The sequence below is a fragment of the Thermodesulfovibrio sp. 3907-1M genome, from assembly GCF_040450955.1.
GTDB classification, from domain to species: Bacteria; Nitrospirota; Thermodesulfovibrionia; order Thermodesulfovibrionales; family Thermodesulfovibrionaceae; genus Thermodesulfovibrio; species Thermodesulfovibrio autotrophicus.
This window is the reverse complement of sequence record NZ_CP144373.1, coordinates 1,667,948-1,683,208: the sequence shown is the minus strand read 5'-3', so window position 1 is coordinate 1,683,208 and position 15,261 is coordinate 1,667,948. Positions and strand designations below refer to the sequence as shown.

15 protein-coding genes, 2 tRNA genes and 1 pseudogene are annotated in these 15,261 nt (G+C 36.4%); 3 read left to right on the top strand and 15 right to left on the bottom strand.

Annotated elements, in window-relative coordinates; translation table 11 throughout:
- Positions 1–82: 82 nt before the first annotated feature.
- The 7 genes from V4D30_RS08705 to pilB form a co-directional block, all read right to left on the bottom strand.
- Positions 83–160: transfer RNA gene (locus tag V4D30_RS08705), tRNA-Asp, on the bottom strand.
- A gap of 10 nt (positions 161–170) precedes the next feature.
- Positions 171–243: transfer RNA gene (locus tag V4D30_RS08700), tRNA-Val, on the bottom strand.
- Positions 244–311: 68 nt separating this feature from the next.
- On the bottom strand, positions 312–2,195 hold the full coding sequence (locus V4D30_RS08695) for an adenylate/guanylate cyclase domain-containing protein (protein WP_353683934.1): 1,884 nt from the start codon (positions 2,193–2,195) through the stop codon (positions 312–314).
- Complete coding sequence (locus tag V4D30_RS08690) at positions 2,195–2,959, bottom strand: 3',5'-cyclic-nucleotide phosphodiesterase (protein WP_353683933.1); 765 nt, start codon at positions 2,957–2,959, stop codon at positions 2,195–2,197. The genes V4D30_RS08695 and V4D30_RS08690 overlap by 1 nt, the downstream gene beginning before the upstream one ends.
- A gap of 3 nt (positions 2,960–2,962) precedes the next feature.
- The gene (locus V4D30_RS08685; RefSeq protein WP_353683932.1) at positions 2,963–4,042 is read right to left on the bottom strand and encodes an HD domain-containing phosphohydrolase; all 1,080 of its coding nucleotides are present in this window, start codon (positions 4,040–4,042) and stop codon (positions 2,963–2,965) included.
- Positions 4,042–5,118 carry an HD domain-containing phosphohydrolase gene (locus V4D30_RS08680; RefSeq protein ID WP_353683931.1) on the bottom strand — a complete coding sequence of 359 codons (1,077 nt, stop codon included), beginning with the start codon at positions 5,116–5,118 and terminating at the stop codon, positions 4,042–4,044. The genes V4D30_RS08685 and V4D30_RS08680 overlap by 1 nt, the downstream gene beginning before the upstream one ends.
- Positions 5,118–6,851, bottom strand: a complete 1,734-nt coding sequence (gene pilB / locus V4D30_RS08675) for a type IV-A pilus assembly ATPase PilB (protein ID WP_353683930.1) — start codon at positions 6,849–6,851, stop codon at positions 5,118–5,120. Before pilB ends, V4D30_RS08680 begins: the two co-directional genes overlap by 1 nt.
- A gap of 59 nt (positions 6,852–6,910) precedes the next feature.
- On the opposite strand from pilB, the gene gltX reads away from it, so the two are divergent.
- The 3 genes from gltX to V4D30_RS08660 are packed head-to-tail and all read left to right on the top strand — an operon-like array spanning position 6,911 to position 8,879.
- Positions 6,911–8,308: a glutamate--tRNA ligase gene (gene gltX, locus V4D30_RS08670; protein ID WP_353683929.1), complete on the top strand. Its 1,398-nt coding sequence runs from the start codon at positions 6,911–6,913 to the stop codon at positions 8,306–8,308.
- Positions 8,298–8,483: a Trm112 family protein gene (locus tag V4D30_RS08665; protein ID WP_353683928.1), complete on the top strand. Its 186-nt coding sequence runs from the start codon at positions 8,298–8,300 to the stop codon at positions 8,481–8,483. The genes gltX and V4D30_RS08665 overlap by 11 nt, the downstream gene beginning before the upstream one ends.
- Positions 8,484–8,489: 6 nt before the next feature.
- On the top strand, positions 8,490–8,879 hold the full coding sequence (locus tag V4D30_RS08660; protein ID WP_353683927.1) for a hypothetical protein: 390 nt from the start codon (positions 8,490–8,492) through the stop codon (positions 8,877–8,879).
- 1 nt (position 8,880) lies between these two features.
- Here the strand turns inward: V4D30_RS08660 and V4D30_RS08655 are convergent, their stop codons facing one another.
- From V4D30_RS08655 to dsrA, 8 genes and pseudogenes are all read right to left on the bottom strand, one after another.
- Positions 8,881–9,321: a 23S rRNA (pseudouridine(1915)-N(3))-methyltransferase RlmH gene (locus tag V4D30_RS08655; protein ID WP_353683926.1), complete on the bottom strand. Its 441-nt coding sequence runs from the start codon at positions 9,319–9,321 to the stop codon at positions 8,881–8,883.
- Between the two features lie 3 nt (positions 9,322–9,324).
- Entirely contained in the window at positions 9,325–11,337 is a 2,013-nt protein-coding gene (gene ligA / locus V4D30_RS08650) for an NAD-dependent DNA ligase LigA (protein ID WP_353683925.1), read from the bottom strand.
- Positions 11,338–11,360: 23 nt separating this feature from the next.
- Positions 11,361–11,525, bottom strand: coding sequence for a hypothetical protein (locus V4D30_RS08645; protein ID WP_353683924.1), 165 nt, complete (start codon positions 11,523–11,525; stop codon positions 11,361–11,363).
- A complete protein-coding gene (locus V4D30_RS08640) occupies positions 11,522–11,755 on the bottom strand; it encodes a hypothetical protein (RefSeq protein ID WP_353683923.1) in 234 nt (77 codons plus the stop codon). The genes V4D30_RS08645 and V4D30_RS08640 overlap by 4 nt, the downstream gene beginning before the upstream one ends.
- Positions 11,756–11,762: 7 nt before the next feature.
- A complete protein-coding gene (locus V4D30_RS08635; protein ID WP_353683922.1) occupies positions 11,763–12,233 on the bottom strand; it encodes a CinA family protein in 471 nt (156 codons plus the stop codon).
- Positions 12,234–12,512: 279 nt separating this feature from the next.
- Positions 12,513–12,737: a hypothetical protein gene (locus V4D30_RS08630; RefSeq protein ID WP_353683921.1), complete on the bottom strand. Its 225-nt coding sequence runs from the start codon at positions 12,735–12,737 to the stop codon at positions 12,513–12,515.
- Between the two features lie 58 nt (positions 12,738–12,795).
- Positions 12,796–13,896 (bottom strand): dissimilatory-type sulfite reductase subunit beta, encoded by a 1,101-nt coding sequence (dsrB, locus tag V4D30_RS08625; protein ID WP_353683920.1) that lies wholly within the window; start codon positions 13,894–13,896, stop codon positions 12,796–12,798.
- A gap of 27 nt (positions 13,897–13,923) precedes the next feature.
- Positions 13,924–15,134: pseudogene (dsrA, locus tag V4D30_RS08620) on the bottom strand (dissimilatory-type sulfite reductase subunit alpha).
- Between the last annotated feature and the right edge of the window lie 127 nt (positions 15,135–15,261).

Below are 15,261 nucleotides of genomic sequence, written 5' to 3'. Positions count from 1 at the left end.
ACACACACATTTGCAAGCCAACTGGTGATGTCAGGAGTGGATCTGAAAACTGTTGAGGACTATCACAAATTCTTGATTTTATTGGCGGGGTGGACGGGACTTGAACCCGCGGCCTCTTGCGTGACAGGCAAGCGTTCTAACCGGGCTGAACTACCACCCCATTTACCACATGGGCGGAACAGGTTTCGAACCTGTGACCTCAGCCTTGTAAGGGCTGCGCTCTCCCATCTGAGCTATCCGCCCATCTTTTTTAAACTACTACAATATTTGAGAATTTGTCAAGAAAATAGGGAGAATCCTAATATTCTTAACTACTTAACAGAAACCTTAAAGATTTTAACAGGTTTTTCTTTCCCTTTTACTGATATCTCTCCAAGTTCCTCTACATCTATTGCACCAAAAAAATCAGCCTCAATCTTCTCCTGCAATTTTTTAAATGTAAATTCAGATATAATTATTTCAGAATTAAACTCTTTATTTAAACCTTCAAGCCTTGATGCCAGATTTACACTATCACCAATTACAGTGTAATCCATCTTTTTACCCTCTGCACCAATATTGCCAACAAGAGCTTGTCCTGTGTTTATACCAATGCCAATTTTTAATTGAGGTTTTCCCTCTTCATCCCACTTTTTACATAAATTCCTTAGCTTTTTTATCATCTCTACTGTGCAGTTCAGGGCTCTCTCTGCATGGTCATTCTGTGAAAGTGGCGCATTCCAAAAAACCATTATCGCATCACCCATAAATTTATCAAGTGTTCCTTCCCATTTGAAGATAATCTCAGCCATCTGAGCAAAATACTCATTGAGAAGCTCGACAACCTTCTCAGGAGGAAGCTTTTCAGACAGAGTTGTAAATCCTCTGATATCAGAGAATAATACAGTAACTTCTCTTCTTTCTCCACCAAGTTTTGCCATTGAGGGATTTTTAATAAGTTCATTGACAACCTTTTCTGTGACATAGCTTGAGAATATCTTTTTTATCTGTCTTGCCTGTTTTTCAGAGTATGCATATCTTAATGTGATTGTTGTCAGAAAATGAATAAATAAACTTCCTGAAACATAGATAACAGAAAGCCATGTGCCCTTTGTAAATAAATAGAAAGATGCCATGAAAACTCCGCTCAGCATAATCAGCAAAACAATCAAACAGTATCCTGCTTTTAATCTCTGATAGAGAAACAGTCCTGAAAATACTGAAGTTAAAATCAACATAACAACAACATAGTTGGAAACTGCAAGAATGCTTTTGCCTTCCATAAGTGAAGCAATTACATTTGCATGTTTTTCCACGCCCGGCAAAGCTGAACTCACTGGAGTCACCCTTAAATCATAAATACCAACAGCAGTAGCACCAATGAGGATAATTTTGTCCTGTAGCGCATCTTTTTTAACTCTGTTTTCAACTATATCAGCAATTGAGATGTGTTTGAAACTTCCATTACCTCCGTAGTAGGGAATTAAAATTCTTCCCCAGGGGTCAGTTGGAATGTATCTTTTGCCAAGATAGACTCCTTTTGTTGCATCAATCAGTTGCTTTTCCTGAGGGATTCCGAGATACATTGCTGCTGTTTTAAGAGGAAGTCCTGGTATCATGTATCCATAGTAGTTAATAAACAAAACTTCCCATCTTATTGTCCCGTCAGAATCCGGAAACATATTTATATGTCCAAATCCTGCTGCTTTCCGAGAAAGAATGCTTTCAGGAACAAGAACGCTTTTTGATGAAACAGGTTGGTATCTAAGAAATCTTTCAGGATTTAAAATAGAAAAAGCTGATTCGGTTATTTCAGCCTCTTTCGGTGCATCTTCCACATCAAAAAAGAAAACAACAGGTAAAATAACATTACCTGCTCTTGATATAGTTTCAGCCAATAAACGATCATTTTTTTCAGACTCGCTAAAAATAATATCCAGAGCAATAACAGCAGCTTCATATTCTGAAAGTTTATCTATTAGTTTTGCTATTTTATCTCTACTCCAGGGCCATCTTCCAAGTTTTTCAAGCGAGGCTTCATCAATTGCAGCAATAACTATGTTGTCAGGAGGATTTTCTTTGCCACGAACATGGAAAAATAAATCATATATTTTCATATCAATGATTTCAAGTGGTCGTGGTTTTATATAAAAGAGACACGAGAAAAAAACAGCAATAAATAAGGTTGCTATGAGTTCTTTATTTTTAGCCATCATTAAAACTTTATTGTTTCTCCTCCCTGAAGAATCTTTATTCTGTACTCAGGGAACTTCTTTAGTTCTTTCTCAATTTGCTTTCTGTAAAAGGGTTTTATGTGGGTTATGAAGATTCTTTCAGGCTTATGATGAAACATCTTTAAAGCTTCAAAAAAGAGTTCTGCGGTTAAATGTCCTGTTTTTATTGCAAGTTCTTTCATTTTATCTGGAAGAGAAACTTCAATGATTAATGCATTTAATTTCTTGTCTGAAAGCTTTTTCCAGGAATTCTTTGCAGGTCCTGTATCTCCTGTATAAAAGAAAGCTTGACCATCTTTTTCAACAAGATAGCCAACTGATGGCACTGTGTGATTCATTCTGTAAGCAGTTATTTTATATCCATCTATTAAAATTGGGCTTTCTTCTGGAATGATCTCAAGTCTTAAAATTGAGTTCTGAACATCTGGAATAACTGTGAAATCTGGCCATAGTCTGTGATTGAGCAAATGTTTTTTTATATCATCAAGAATTTCTTTTATGGAATAAATTTTTATACTTTTCCCTTTACCGCTCACAATTAAATTATCAGCCAGAAAAGGGATATCTCTTATGTGGTCAAGATGAGCATGGGTTATAAATATATGCTCTATTTTCTGTTGATTTCTAAAGCTTAAAGAGCCTGTGATACCTCCTGCATCAAAAAGTATTTTATTGTTTAAAAGAAAAGATGAAAGGTGATATCCTGGAACATCAGAACCGGAAGCCCCAAGAACTTTTATTCTCAAAGCTCACCTCATTTTATTTAATGCTTTCAGAAAGGCTTCAACCAACTCAGAATCAAATTGAGTTCCTGCCTTATCTTTCAACTCTTCTATCGCATTTTCAACACTCATTGCTTTTCTGTAGGGTCTGTCTGTGGTCATTGCATCAAATGTATCAGCCACTGCAATAATTCTTGCAATTAAGGGAATCTCTTCCGCTTTTAGTCCTTCAGGATATCCACTACCGTCAAACTTTTCATGATGATATTTTACTCCAGGAATAATATCTTTAAGCTGTCGTACATGTTGAAGAATTTCTGCTCCATAAATTGCGTGATTCTGTATTATTCTATACTCTTCATCTGTTAATCTTTCGGTTTTAAGTAAAATTGAATCTCTTATACCAATCTTGCCTATATCATGAAGTATTGCTGCGAGTTTGAGTTTTTCAAGCTCTTCTTTACCAAGCCCCATCTCAATCGCTGTCGCAACAGAATAATCCATCACTCTTTTTGTATGTCCTGCTGTATAGGGGTCTCTTTTTTCAATGGTGTCTGCAAGGGCAAAAACAATTTCATAAAAGGTCTGTTTAAGTTCGTCATAGAGTCTTGCATTTTCTATTGCCACTGCAACCTGACTGCTAAGTGCATTGAGTAGCTCCATATCGTATTCATTAAAAAAACCGTTCCTTTTGTTTATTGCCTGAATCACTCCTAAAAGTCTTTCTTTAATCATTACAGGTAAACAAAGCATTGTTTTTGTGATGAATCCTGATTTTTTATCTCCTCCTCTGAAAAATCTTGGATCATTCTGAACATCATTTATTATAACTGCCTGTTTTTTTTCAGCGACCCATCCAGCAATACCCTGTCCCAATTTAAGTCTTATTGTTTTTACTTTGTGAGCTTTTTCTCCAAGAGCAACATCAAAATAAAGCTCTTCTGATTCCCTATCAAAAAGCAGAAGACTTGCAGCCTCGCAATTGACGAGAGCTATTATTGCTTCGCAGGCTCTCTTTCTTATCTCTTCAATTTCAAGAGATGAATTAATTATTGCTGAAAACTCAAGAAGTGCCCTAAAATGCTCTGAAAAAATTTCTTTTTCCATTAATCCTTATATTTTTCTTTTATTTCAATTATTTTTTTAAGATTTTCAAAGAAAACATCAACAACTTCTGGATCAAAGGCTTTTTCTTTCATAGCTTCTATGTAACTTACTGCCTTATCTATGCTCCACGATTCTCTGTCATCTTTATCTGTTGTAAGGGTATCAAAGTTGTCAACAACGCCTACTATTCTTGCCCATAAAGATATTTCATTTTCTTTTTTAGCAAAGGGATAACCCTTTCCATCCCATCTTTCATGGTGTTCCAGTGCTATTATGGCTGCCATCTGTAGAAGTTCACTTTCTTCATCGTAAAGAAGCTCATATCCAATTATTGGATGTTTTTTCATTATTTCCCACTCATCAGGTTCAAGCCTGCCTGATTTCTGAAGAATTCTGTCTGGAATCCCTATTTTTCCTATATCATGCATTGTGGAAGCTAACATGAGCAATTCACATCTTTCCTCATCTATTCCAAGTTTTTCTGCAATTAAACTTGAAATAAGTCCCACTCTTAAAAAGTGGTTCGGAGTTTCAGGGTCTTTGTATTCTGCTGCTTTTGAAAGTTTTATGAGAACTTTTTTTTGTACTTCTTTTATTTTTTCGTAAAGCATTCTCGTCTCTATTGCCGCTGCAGCAAACTCTGCAATAAGCTTCATTAGCCTGATGTCTGTGTTGTTGAATCTGCCTGATTTGTTTATCGCCTGATATACACCAATTACCTTGCCTTTTGAATCAATAACTGGAACAGCGAGAATATTTCTTGTTATGTATCCTGAGGCTCTATCAATCTCTGGATTAAAAAATTTGCTTTTGTAAGCATTTTCTGTCACGTAGCTTTTCCCTGTTTTTACAACATGCCCTGCAATCCCAGAAGTCAAAGGAATTCTAATTTCCTTTACTCCATGGGCAAATATTGTATAAAGCTCCTTTTTTGGTTCATCTATGATAAAGAGACTGCAACGGTCAACTTCAATTATCTCCTTTGCAAGATTAGAAAGAATCTCAATAAGATTATTAAGTCTTTTCTCCCTTGTTATCTTTGGAGCAGCTTTAAGTAAAACTTCAAGCTTGTCCATCAATCCTCCACAGTAACTCTTAAAACTTCCTCTATGCTCGTTATTCCTGCCATTATTTTTCTTATCCCCGATTGCCTCAAAGTAAGCATACCAAGTTTTACAGCTTCTTTCTTAATCTCTCTTGCAGAAGCACCTGTAAGAATCAATTCTCTAATTTCCTCTTTTATAGGCATTACTTCATAAAGAGCCATTCTTCCACGATAACCTGTTTGATTGCACTCAGGACATCCTTTTGCCTCATAAATTTTTAATCCTTCAATCCTGTCCTCAGGAAATCCGAGCTTTATTAAAGAGTCTTTTGAATACTTTTGTTCTTTTTTACAGTTTTCACATAGCTTTCTTATAAGTCTCTGCGCTACAATCAGAATTACGGAGGATGAAATTAAAAAAGGCTCTATACCCATGTTTACTAATCTTGTAATGGTGCTTGGTGCATCATTTGTATGAAGTGTGCTCAAAACAAGATGCCCTGTGAGTGCTGCTTTTATGGCAATCTCTGCAGTTTCAAAATCTCTTATTTCACCAACCATGATTATATCAGGATCTTGTCTTAAAAAAGACCTTAGCACCTGAGCAAATGTCCTTCCTATTTCTTCTTCAACCTGAACCTGTGTAATTCTTGGAAGAGTGTATTCAACAGGGTCCTCAACAGTCATGATATTTACCTCTGGTCTGTTAAGTTTCATTAAAGCTGAATACAAGGTAGTAGTTTTTCCTGAACCCGTTGGTCCTGTAACGAGTATCATTCCATAGGGTTTGCTCAGAGCCTCAAGGAAAAATTCAAGAGATTCTTCTTCAAAGCCAAGACGGGTAAGGTCAAGCTGAAGAGAGCCTTTTTCAAGGATTCTTAAAACAATCTTCTCACCAAATATTGAAGGAAGAGTGGAGACTCTGAAATCAACCTCTTTTTTGCCGATTTTCATCTTTATCCTTCCATCTTGGGGAAGCCTTTTTTCTGATATATCAAGATTTGACATAATCTTTATTCTTGCAGTCAGATTTCTCTTTAATTTTTCTGGTAAAGTTAAAATATCATGAAGAACACCATCTATTCTGTATCTTACATATACACTGTCTTCAAAAGGCTCTATATGAATATCGCTTGCTCTTTTTGAAATAGCATTCAAAATTATTTGATTGACAACTCTAACTAAAGGACCTTCTGCTTCCAGGTGAATCTCCTCTTGAGGCTCTCCTGAAGAGGGTTCCTTAGAGACTATCTCAACAAGTTCATGAATATTCTGGGAAGCATAAGTCTCATCCTGTTCTCCAAAAAATTGATTTATCAGAGTTCTAAAATCCGAATCCTTTCCTATATAAAACATTATTCTAAATCCACTTAAGAAAAACTTAAGCTGTTCCAGTGCTATTTCATTAGCTGGATCAGTTGTAAGAACCTTTACTATGTTTCCTTCTCTATAAATTGGCAACATCTTATACTTTTTTATTACATCCTCTGGAAGAAGTTTAACTACAGAGGGATCAATTTTGTGAGAATCCATTTTAAATACTGGAAATCCGTAAAGCTCGCTCATAGACTGCACAAGCTCATCTTCTGTTATATAACCTAATTTTACTAATGCGGCACCAATCTTTATACCTTCAATTTTCTGAACTGCCTGAGCATCAATTAGTTGTTTCTCAGAAATCTTACCTTTTTTCAGAAGGAAAGCCCCAAGAGGCATTTTTTCTGTCAAAGGTTTTGTCGGCATAATGCTAATATAGCATAGCATAAAAATCGTGCCAAAGTGTATACTAATTTATTAATATCAGCGTTAGTAAAGGAGGATAGATGGTAAGGGTTAGATTTGCACCTTCTCCAACAGGACATCTACATATTGGAGGAGCAAGAACAGCTCTTTTTAACTGGCTTTTTGCAAGGCATCATAATGGAATTTTTATCTTAAGGATTGAAGACACTGACAGGTCCCGTTCCACAGAGGAGTATATTGAATCAATTATAGAGGCATTGAAATGGTTGGGACTCAACTGGGATGAAGGTCCTTTCAGGCAGACTGATAGAATAGAAATTTACAAAGCCTATGCCCATAAACTTCTTGAAGAAGGGAAAGCCTATCGTTGCTACTGTACTCCAGAGGAGCTTGAAGATCGTAGACAAAAAGCTATGAAAGAAGGAAAACCGCCAAGATATGACAGGCGCTGTAGAGAAATTAAAGAATACCTCAATAAACCCTTTGCAATTCGTTTTAAAATGCCTCTTGAAGGTGAAACAGTAGTTAATGACCTTGTAAAAGGTCCTGTTACATTTAAGAACAGTGAGATTGAAGACCTTGTAATACTTAGAAGTGATGGAACTCCAACATACAATTTCTGCGTTGTTGTTGACGATTATGAAATGAGAATAACTCATGTAATAAGAGGAGAGGATCATCTTAATAACACACCGAAACAGATTCATATTTATCATGCTCTTGGAATCAATCCTCCAGAGTTTGCCCATATTCCTATGATTCTTGGAAAAGACAGAACTCGTTTAAGTAAGAGGCATGGTGCTACCAGTGTGCTTGCTTACCGAGATGAAGGATATCTTGCAGATGCAGTTGTAAACTTTCTTGCCCGACTTGGCTGGTCTCATGGAGATCAGGAGATTTTTACCAGAGAAGAATTAATAAAATATTTTAACTTAGATCAGGTAGGAAAGGCAAATGCTGTTTTTGATTCTGAAAAACTTCTCTGGTTAAACAGTGAATACATGAAATTAACTTCAGAAGAAAAACTCTTTGAACTTGTAAAACCTTTTTTAATTAAAGAAGGATACATAAAAAAAGACGAAACTGTTGATTTAAAATGGATATGCAAAGCTATAAGATCCCTTAAAGAAAGATGTAGAACACTTCTGGAACTTGCCCATGCAATGAGATATTATTTTCTTGAGTATGTTGAGATTGATCCAAAGGCAAAGGAAAAATACATAAACTCTGAAACCATGCCAATACTTAAAGAAGTTACTGAAAAACTATCTCAACTGCAAGATTTTACGCAGGATAAAATAGAAAAAATATTTATGGATATCGTTAATGAAAGAGGATTAAAACTTGGTCAGATAGCCCAGCCTGTTAGAGTAGCCATAACAGGCAATACTGTAAGCCCTGGAATATACGAAGTTCTTGAAATTGTTGGCAAGGAAAAAACTCTGAAAAGATTAAGGAGGTTGCTGGATGCCTCTTGATAAAGAATTGCTTGAGATAATAGTCTGTCCAAAATGCAAAGAGGATCTTGTTTATGAAGAAGACGAAGAAAGACTTGTCTGTAAAAACTGCTCTGTCTATTATCCAATAAAAGAAGGTATCCCTATTCTATTAATTGAAGAGGCTATTCCAATTGAACCTGAAGATAAGTTATAATTTTGTATGCCTGAGTTAGAGACAGAATTCCTATCAAAACAGCAAGTAGAAGCTCTGGTAAGAGAGTTAATAGCTGATTTTGTTCGTCAAAATGAGCAGAGAGCAAAGGAACTCTCTATTATTGAGAGAGTTATTAGGGTTGAAGAGGAAATAAAAGCTTTAAGGGAAATAGAAACTGCACGATTTGAAGCAATGGAAAAAAGATTTGAAGCTCTACAACGGGAGATGAATGCACGATTTGAAGCAATGGAAAAAAGATTTGAAGCTCTACAACGGGAGATGAATGCACGATTTGAAGCAATGGAAAAAAGATTAACATTCATACAATGGTTTATAGGAATAGGATTTACCTTTGTAAGTATTCTCATCACAATATTTGGTTTAGCTGCCAAATAACTCAATAGTGATAACTCTTGCCATGAATGATCGTCATTGCTCTGTAGAGCTGTTCAAGAAGAAGGAGTCTACTGATTTCGTGGGTAAAGGTTAAATAAGAAAGAGAAAGTTTAAAGTAAGCTGACTTAATAACTTCTTCACTGACTCCATAAACTCCACCTATGACAAATTCATGTGTGGCTTTATCTTTTATTAAACGTGCAAATTCTAAAGAATCAAGCTTTTGTCCTTCTCTATGAAGAAGGATAAAATTTCCCTTTACTGAATTAAGAATCTGCTTTGATTCTTCTTCAATTACTTTATCTGCTTTCCCGTGTCCTTCTTTAAGCTCAATGAGTTCAACCTTTGCATAGGGAGTAAGGAGTTTAGTGTAATGGTTAATACCATCTTTAATAAACTTGGCTTTTGTTCTTCCTGGACAGATAATTCTGAGTTTATACAAGCCTCACCCGAGTATCTTCAGCAATTCTTCATAGGATATGGTTTTCACTCCTAATTCCTTTGCCTTTGCAAGTTTACTTCCCGGTTCTTCACCTACTACGAGATAGTCAGTATTTTTTGATACAGAAGATGAAACTTTACCTCCAGCCTTTTCAATCATATCCTGCACTTCATGTCTTGGCTTAGGTAGACTGCCTGTTATAACAAAAGTAAGTCCTTTAAGAGGTAATGGTCTTTCTTTCTCCTGATAATCCGGATTTTCTATGGTCAAGCCTAATTTTTTAAGTTCCTCTATTGCTTTCAGATTTTCTTCATTATTGAAGAACTGCTCAATTGCTCTTGCTGTTTTTTCTCCTATCTGAGGAATCTCAATGAGTTGCTCCATTTTAACATGATAAAACTCCTCAAGTCTTCTAAAATTCTGAGCAAGAAGTTTAGCCGCATACTCTCCAACCTGACTTATTCCAAGAGCGTAAAGAAATCTTGCCAGAGTTGTCTTTTTGCTCCTTTCAATTGCTTCAATAAGCTTTTTTGATGAGAGATCAGCAAATCCTGGAAGTCCTCTAATATCTTCCTGTTTAAGTTTATATAAATCAACAAAACTTTTTATCAAACCTCTTTCATGAAGAAGTTCAACAGTTTTGTCCCCCAATCCTTCAATATTCATTGCTCTACGGGATGCAAAATGTTTAATCCGTTCCTCCACCTGGGCAGGACAGTTGAAGTTAATGCATTTTAAGGCCACCTCTCCTGGCTCTCTCACAGTTTTTGATCCACACACTGGACATTGCTCGGGAACCTGAGGTATGACTTCTTGTCCGCTTCTTCTATCAACAACAACGCCGATTATATGAGGAATTACCTCTCCAGCTCTCTCCACAATCACATAATCTCCAACTCTTATATCCTTTCTTTTTACTTCATCCCAGTTATGAAGAGTTGACCTTGAAACTGTAACTCCTCCAATTCTGACAGGTTCAAGGATTGCCACTGGTGTTATAACACCAGTCCTTCCTACACTTGCAAGAATGTCCTTCAATTTTGTAATTCCTTGATGGGCAGGATACTTATAGGCAATTGCCCATCTTGGTTCACGGGTTTTTGCACCGAGACGTCTCTGAAGTTCAAAACTATTCACTTTAACAACAGCTCCATCTGTCTCAAAAGGATAACCTGCTCTAAGTTTTTCTATCTCTTTTATTGCCTCTATTACTTCATCAATTCCTTTTGCCACCTTAACAAAAGCAGGAACAGGAAATCTTGCTTTTTTTAGCCACTCAATAAACTCATCCTGAGTTTTAAAATCTATGCCTGAATAATATCCCACACCATAACATGCCATATGAAGTCTTCTACTCGCTGTAATAGATGGGTCAAGTTGACGCACTGAACCAGAAGCTGCATTTCTTGGATTGGCAAAAACTGGCTCTCCTTTTTCTTCTCTTTCACTGTTTATTCTCTCAAATTCATCAATGTTCATGTAAACTTCACCACGAATGTCTATCTCTTCTGGTATGATCTGCACTCCTTCAATTTTGAGGGGAATTGATTTTATTGTCTTGATATTCTGAGTTATGTCCTCACCAACATAGCCATCTCCACGGGTTGATGCTTTGTATAAAAATCCATTTTTATAGGAAAGCTCTACTGCAAGCCCGTCATATTTTGGCTCTACTGTGTATTCAACAGGTTCACTGCTTCCAAGAAGCCTTCTTACTCTGTTATCAAAATCTCTTAATTCCTCTTCAGAAAAGGCATTATCAAGGGAAAGCATGGGTTCACGGTGTTCAACCTTTTCAAACTTTTCAGATGGAGCTGCTCCAACTCTCTGAGTGGGTGAGTCAGGTAGAATATATCCCCATTTTTCTTCAAGCTCCTTGAGCCTTCTCAGCATCTGGTCGTATTCTTCATCAGAGATAACAGGGCTGTCAAGAACATAGTAACGGTAGTTGTGATAGTTTATCTCTTTAACAAGCCTTTCTATCTCCTTTTTTATATCTTCAGGAATCTCATTCATAATATAACCTCTTTTAATTTCATCTAAAAATGTCCAAATTTCCCCAAATATTCAAGACTTTTTATTATAAAATCCTCTGAAGAAAGTCCTATCCTTGCAATTAAAGAGAAGTCTGAAAAATCAAAATAAAGAATTTTTAAGTTGGATTTTAAGGCAAGATTCTGAATTAAATTTATATACCCTTTCATTCATTTAGTTCTTCAATCTTTTTAATTTTATCTGAAAGAACTTTTAATGACTCAATAGCATGTTCCCACTGCATTGCATCCTTTTCAACATCCCATGAGAAATTTCTCTTTTCTACGATATTTTCTTTTTCAAAAAATGTCATTCCATACTTTTTTTCATATTTTCTTCTGTATTCATTTAAAACAATTTCTTTGAGTTCTTTTTCTGAAATAAGCTCGTTAATTTTCATATTTTAATTATAACATTTCTTCAAGCAACTTTAATGCTTCTTCTGTTGCTTTTATTTTATTTGATAGTCTATCACCTGTAAGATTAAGTTCCTTAATACAGAGCTTTTCTGGTGTTGAAACAGCAATATAGATTAATCCCTTTGGCTTTTCCTCCATTGTATCAGGTCCGAGATTTCCTGTTGTGGAAATTGAATAGTCTGAGACAGTGATTGATTTTATCGCTCTTGCCATTGCTTCTGCCATTTCTTCTGAAATAACTCCGTAGTGAAACACTTCATCAGGAATTTTTAAAATCCTTTTTTTCATCTCAGTTGCATAAACAACGACTCCTCCGAGAAAAACTTTGCTTGCACCAGGAATCTCTGTTATTGATGATGCAATAAGACCTCCTGTGCAAGATTCTGCTGTTGAAAAAGTTTTTTGTTTTTCTTTGAGCTTTCTGACAATATCTGAAGCAATTTTATTCAAGGAACTCATAAATAAATTATATCAAAAATCAGGACATGGAGCACTGAGTCCTTCAGCTATGCTCAAGGTAAACTTCGCAAGAAAGTTGCCTGAAAAATCTAATCCTTAAAGGGTTATCCAGAACCACTTTTTTCTGTCATCCCTAAGCAAGCCGATGGGTCTACTCCTTAGTGCGAAGATAATTGAAGATTAAAGAGGCTACAATTTCTTGATTTTCAAAGGCTTGTAAATTTTTGAAGAGTATCAAAAATAAAAGGAGGGGAAGACCCTCCTTTAAAACCTCGTTGATTAAGCACCTTTGCGTTTTTCTCCAAGTTCTATATAGCTTCCACCAAAGTAGGTATAAATCAACTCTCCTGAGTCAATAAGCTCTCTTATTGCTGCTTTTGTTTCTGCATCAGGAATACCCTGCTGTCTGAAATGCTTTATTACATCTGCCTGCTTGTATTTCTTCTTGCCGGCTGACTGCTCGATTAGTTGGTATATTGCTTTTTTGAGTTCCTCTTTCTCCATTTAAAATCACACTCCTTTCGTAAAAAATTAAGAAGGAGGGTAATCCCCTCCTTCTTATTTATTTTGTCCACTTAAATTGTGTTGTAGTTCTAAAAGTCTTGAATGCATATGTCCAGTCGTCAATGTGCTGGAATGTGAATGGTAAACCAGTGACTGCGAAGAATTTCTCCCAGCCAATCCTTTCAATCCATTCACCCACTCTCTCATGCTTCTTTGCACCAGCAACATAAGCATCAAAAATCTTCCTCGTTGCCTTTACAACTTCTGGCCATCTTGGTGGATTATTTGGTAGATATGCAACCGCAAGCTTTGAAAACATTGGTGGTTTTCTCAAATTACCAACCTTTCCACCTACCACTATTGCAACACCATCATTCTCAGGGTCTGCAATGGGAAGTGCAGGACAGACTGAGAAGCAGTTACCACAGTACATGCATTTATCAGCATTGATTTTTACTGATTTCTTTGCTGGATCAGGTGTTATTGCTGCTGTTGGGCATGCAGCCATTGTTGTAGGAAGCTCGCAGAGGTTTTTAAAGTTATCATGGTCAATTCTTGGAATCTTTCTATGAATTCCCACAAATGCTATATCTGAGCAGTGAACTGCACCACACATGTTTGTGCAACAGGCAACTGCAAATCTAACCTTATTAGGAGTTTCTTTTGTGGTAAAATAATCAGCAAATTCATCCATTATACATTTAACTAAAGCAGAAGCATCTACTGCAGCTGAATGACAGTGAATCCAACCCTGTGTATGAACAATATTGCTAACTCTTGAGCCGATTCCGCCAATCATGTATTTCTTAGCTGTAAGTTCATCCATTAAAGGTTTAACTTTGCTTTCATCGGATACAAGAAACTCTATGTTGTTTCTCGTTGTAAATCTTAAATAGCCATCACAATACTTCTCAGCAAGTTCAGCAATCTCTCTCAATGTATCAGTGCTCAGAAGTCTTGGAGATGCTACTCTTACCGTCCAGATTTTATCACCAGAATTAGCTATATGAACCATTAAGCCAGGGCTTAATATTTCATGGGTTTTCCAGTCTCCATAGTTTTTCTGGATTACTGGGGGTAAAAAGTTTTTGTAATGAGGTGGTCCTATATCTGTTTTCCTCTGTTTTACATCTACTACATCGGGAATTACATAAGGCATAATTCTTACCTCCTTTTATTTAGTTAGTTATTTTAAGAATTCTTCCCATGGTTTTTTCTCTAAGTCTTCTTCTTTCCAGAACCAGAATGGATCATTTCTTGGCTCTCTAACCATTTCAGGTGTTGGTTCAAGTCCACATACTTCAAGGAACTCTCTCATTCCGCGGCGAATAATAAGCTCTCCAATTCTTTCTCTGTTCTTTCCATATTCGTTCCACCAATCCCACATATTTCTAATAAGATTCTTTATTTCTTCATATGGTGGCTTCATTTCCATAAATGGTACGATTACCCATGAAAGAGTTGCACCTATAACGAATGGTGCCTTTGCACCTATGAGAAGAGTTGCACCAAAAGGTGGTGTAGGCTTTAAAGCTCCTTTAAGTCTTGTGATACAGTGCATGCAACGTAAACAATCACTGTTGTTTATTGAAAGATTGTTTCCATCCCATGTTATGCATTTTCCAGGACAGAAATTAACTATTTCTTCCTGAATATTCATGCCTTTCTTTGCATACTCTCTGACTTTGTCCTGATCAATTGCTATAGGTCCTTTCCATGTTCCGATTATAGAAAGGTCTGCACGGGCAATAGCTGCATTGCAATCAACTGGACATCCAACTGTTTTAATTTTGAACTTGTATGGGAACTGTGGTCTATGAAGCTCATCCTGGAATTCTTGAGTTAAGATCATAAGTGATATCAAGTGTATCAATCATTGACCACTCACATCTTGCTGGACCAACACAGCAGCTTGGTGTTCTCATTGCAGAACCAGAACCACCAAGGTCAAAACCATTCATGCTTAAAATAGTAGCTATCGGCTCAAGGTTGTCAGTTGTTGTGCCAAGCAATACCATATCACCTGTTGAACCATGAAAGTTGGTTAATCCACTTCCATACTTGTCCCAAAGATCACAAATAAATTTGATAGTTTCTGAGGTATAAAATAATCCAGAGGTTTGATTAACACGGACTGTGTGGAAGTGAGCAACACCAGGGAACTGATCAGCTAACTGGGAGTATCTTCCGATAACTCCACCTCCGTAACCTCTTACGCCAACGATTCCACCGTGCTTCCAGTAAGTTACTTTGTCCTTCATGACTTTTTTCTAACTGACCAAGCTCATCAGCGGCCATTGGATTTTTAGCAGCTGCTTTCTTGATTTCCGTAACAAAGCTCGGGAAAGGACCTTTTTCAAGTTCATCCAATAAAGGTGTGTCATACTTCTTTGTCATAGTTTCCTCCTGCTTTAAGATTTTTTAAAATTATACCACAAATTTTAGTGTCTATCAACAGTAAAATAGTTGCACTTTTTTGGTCAAATAAAAAAATTTTATGTTTACATTAAAGCTTTTAAATGCA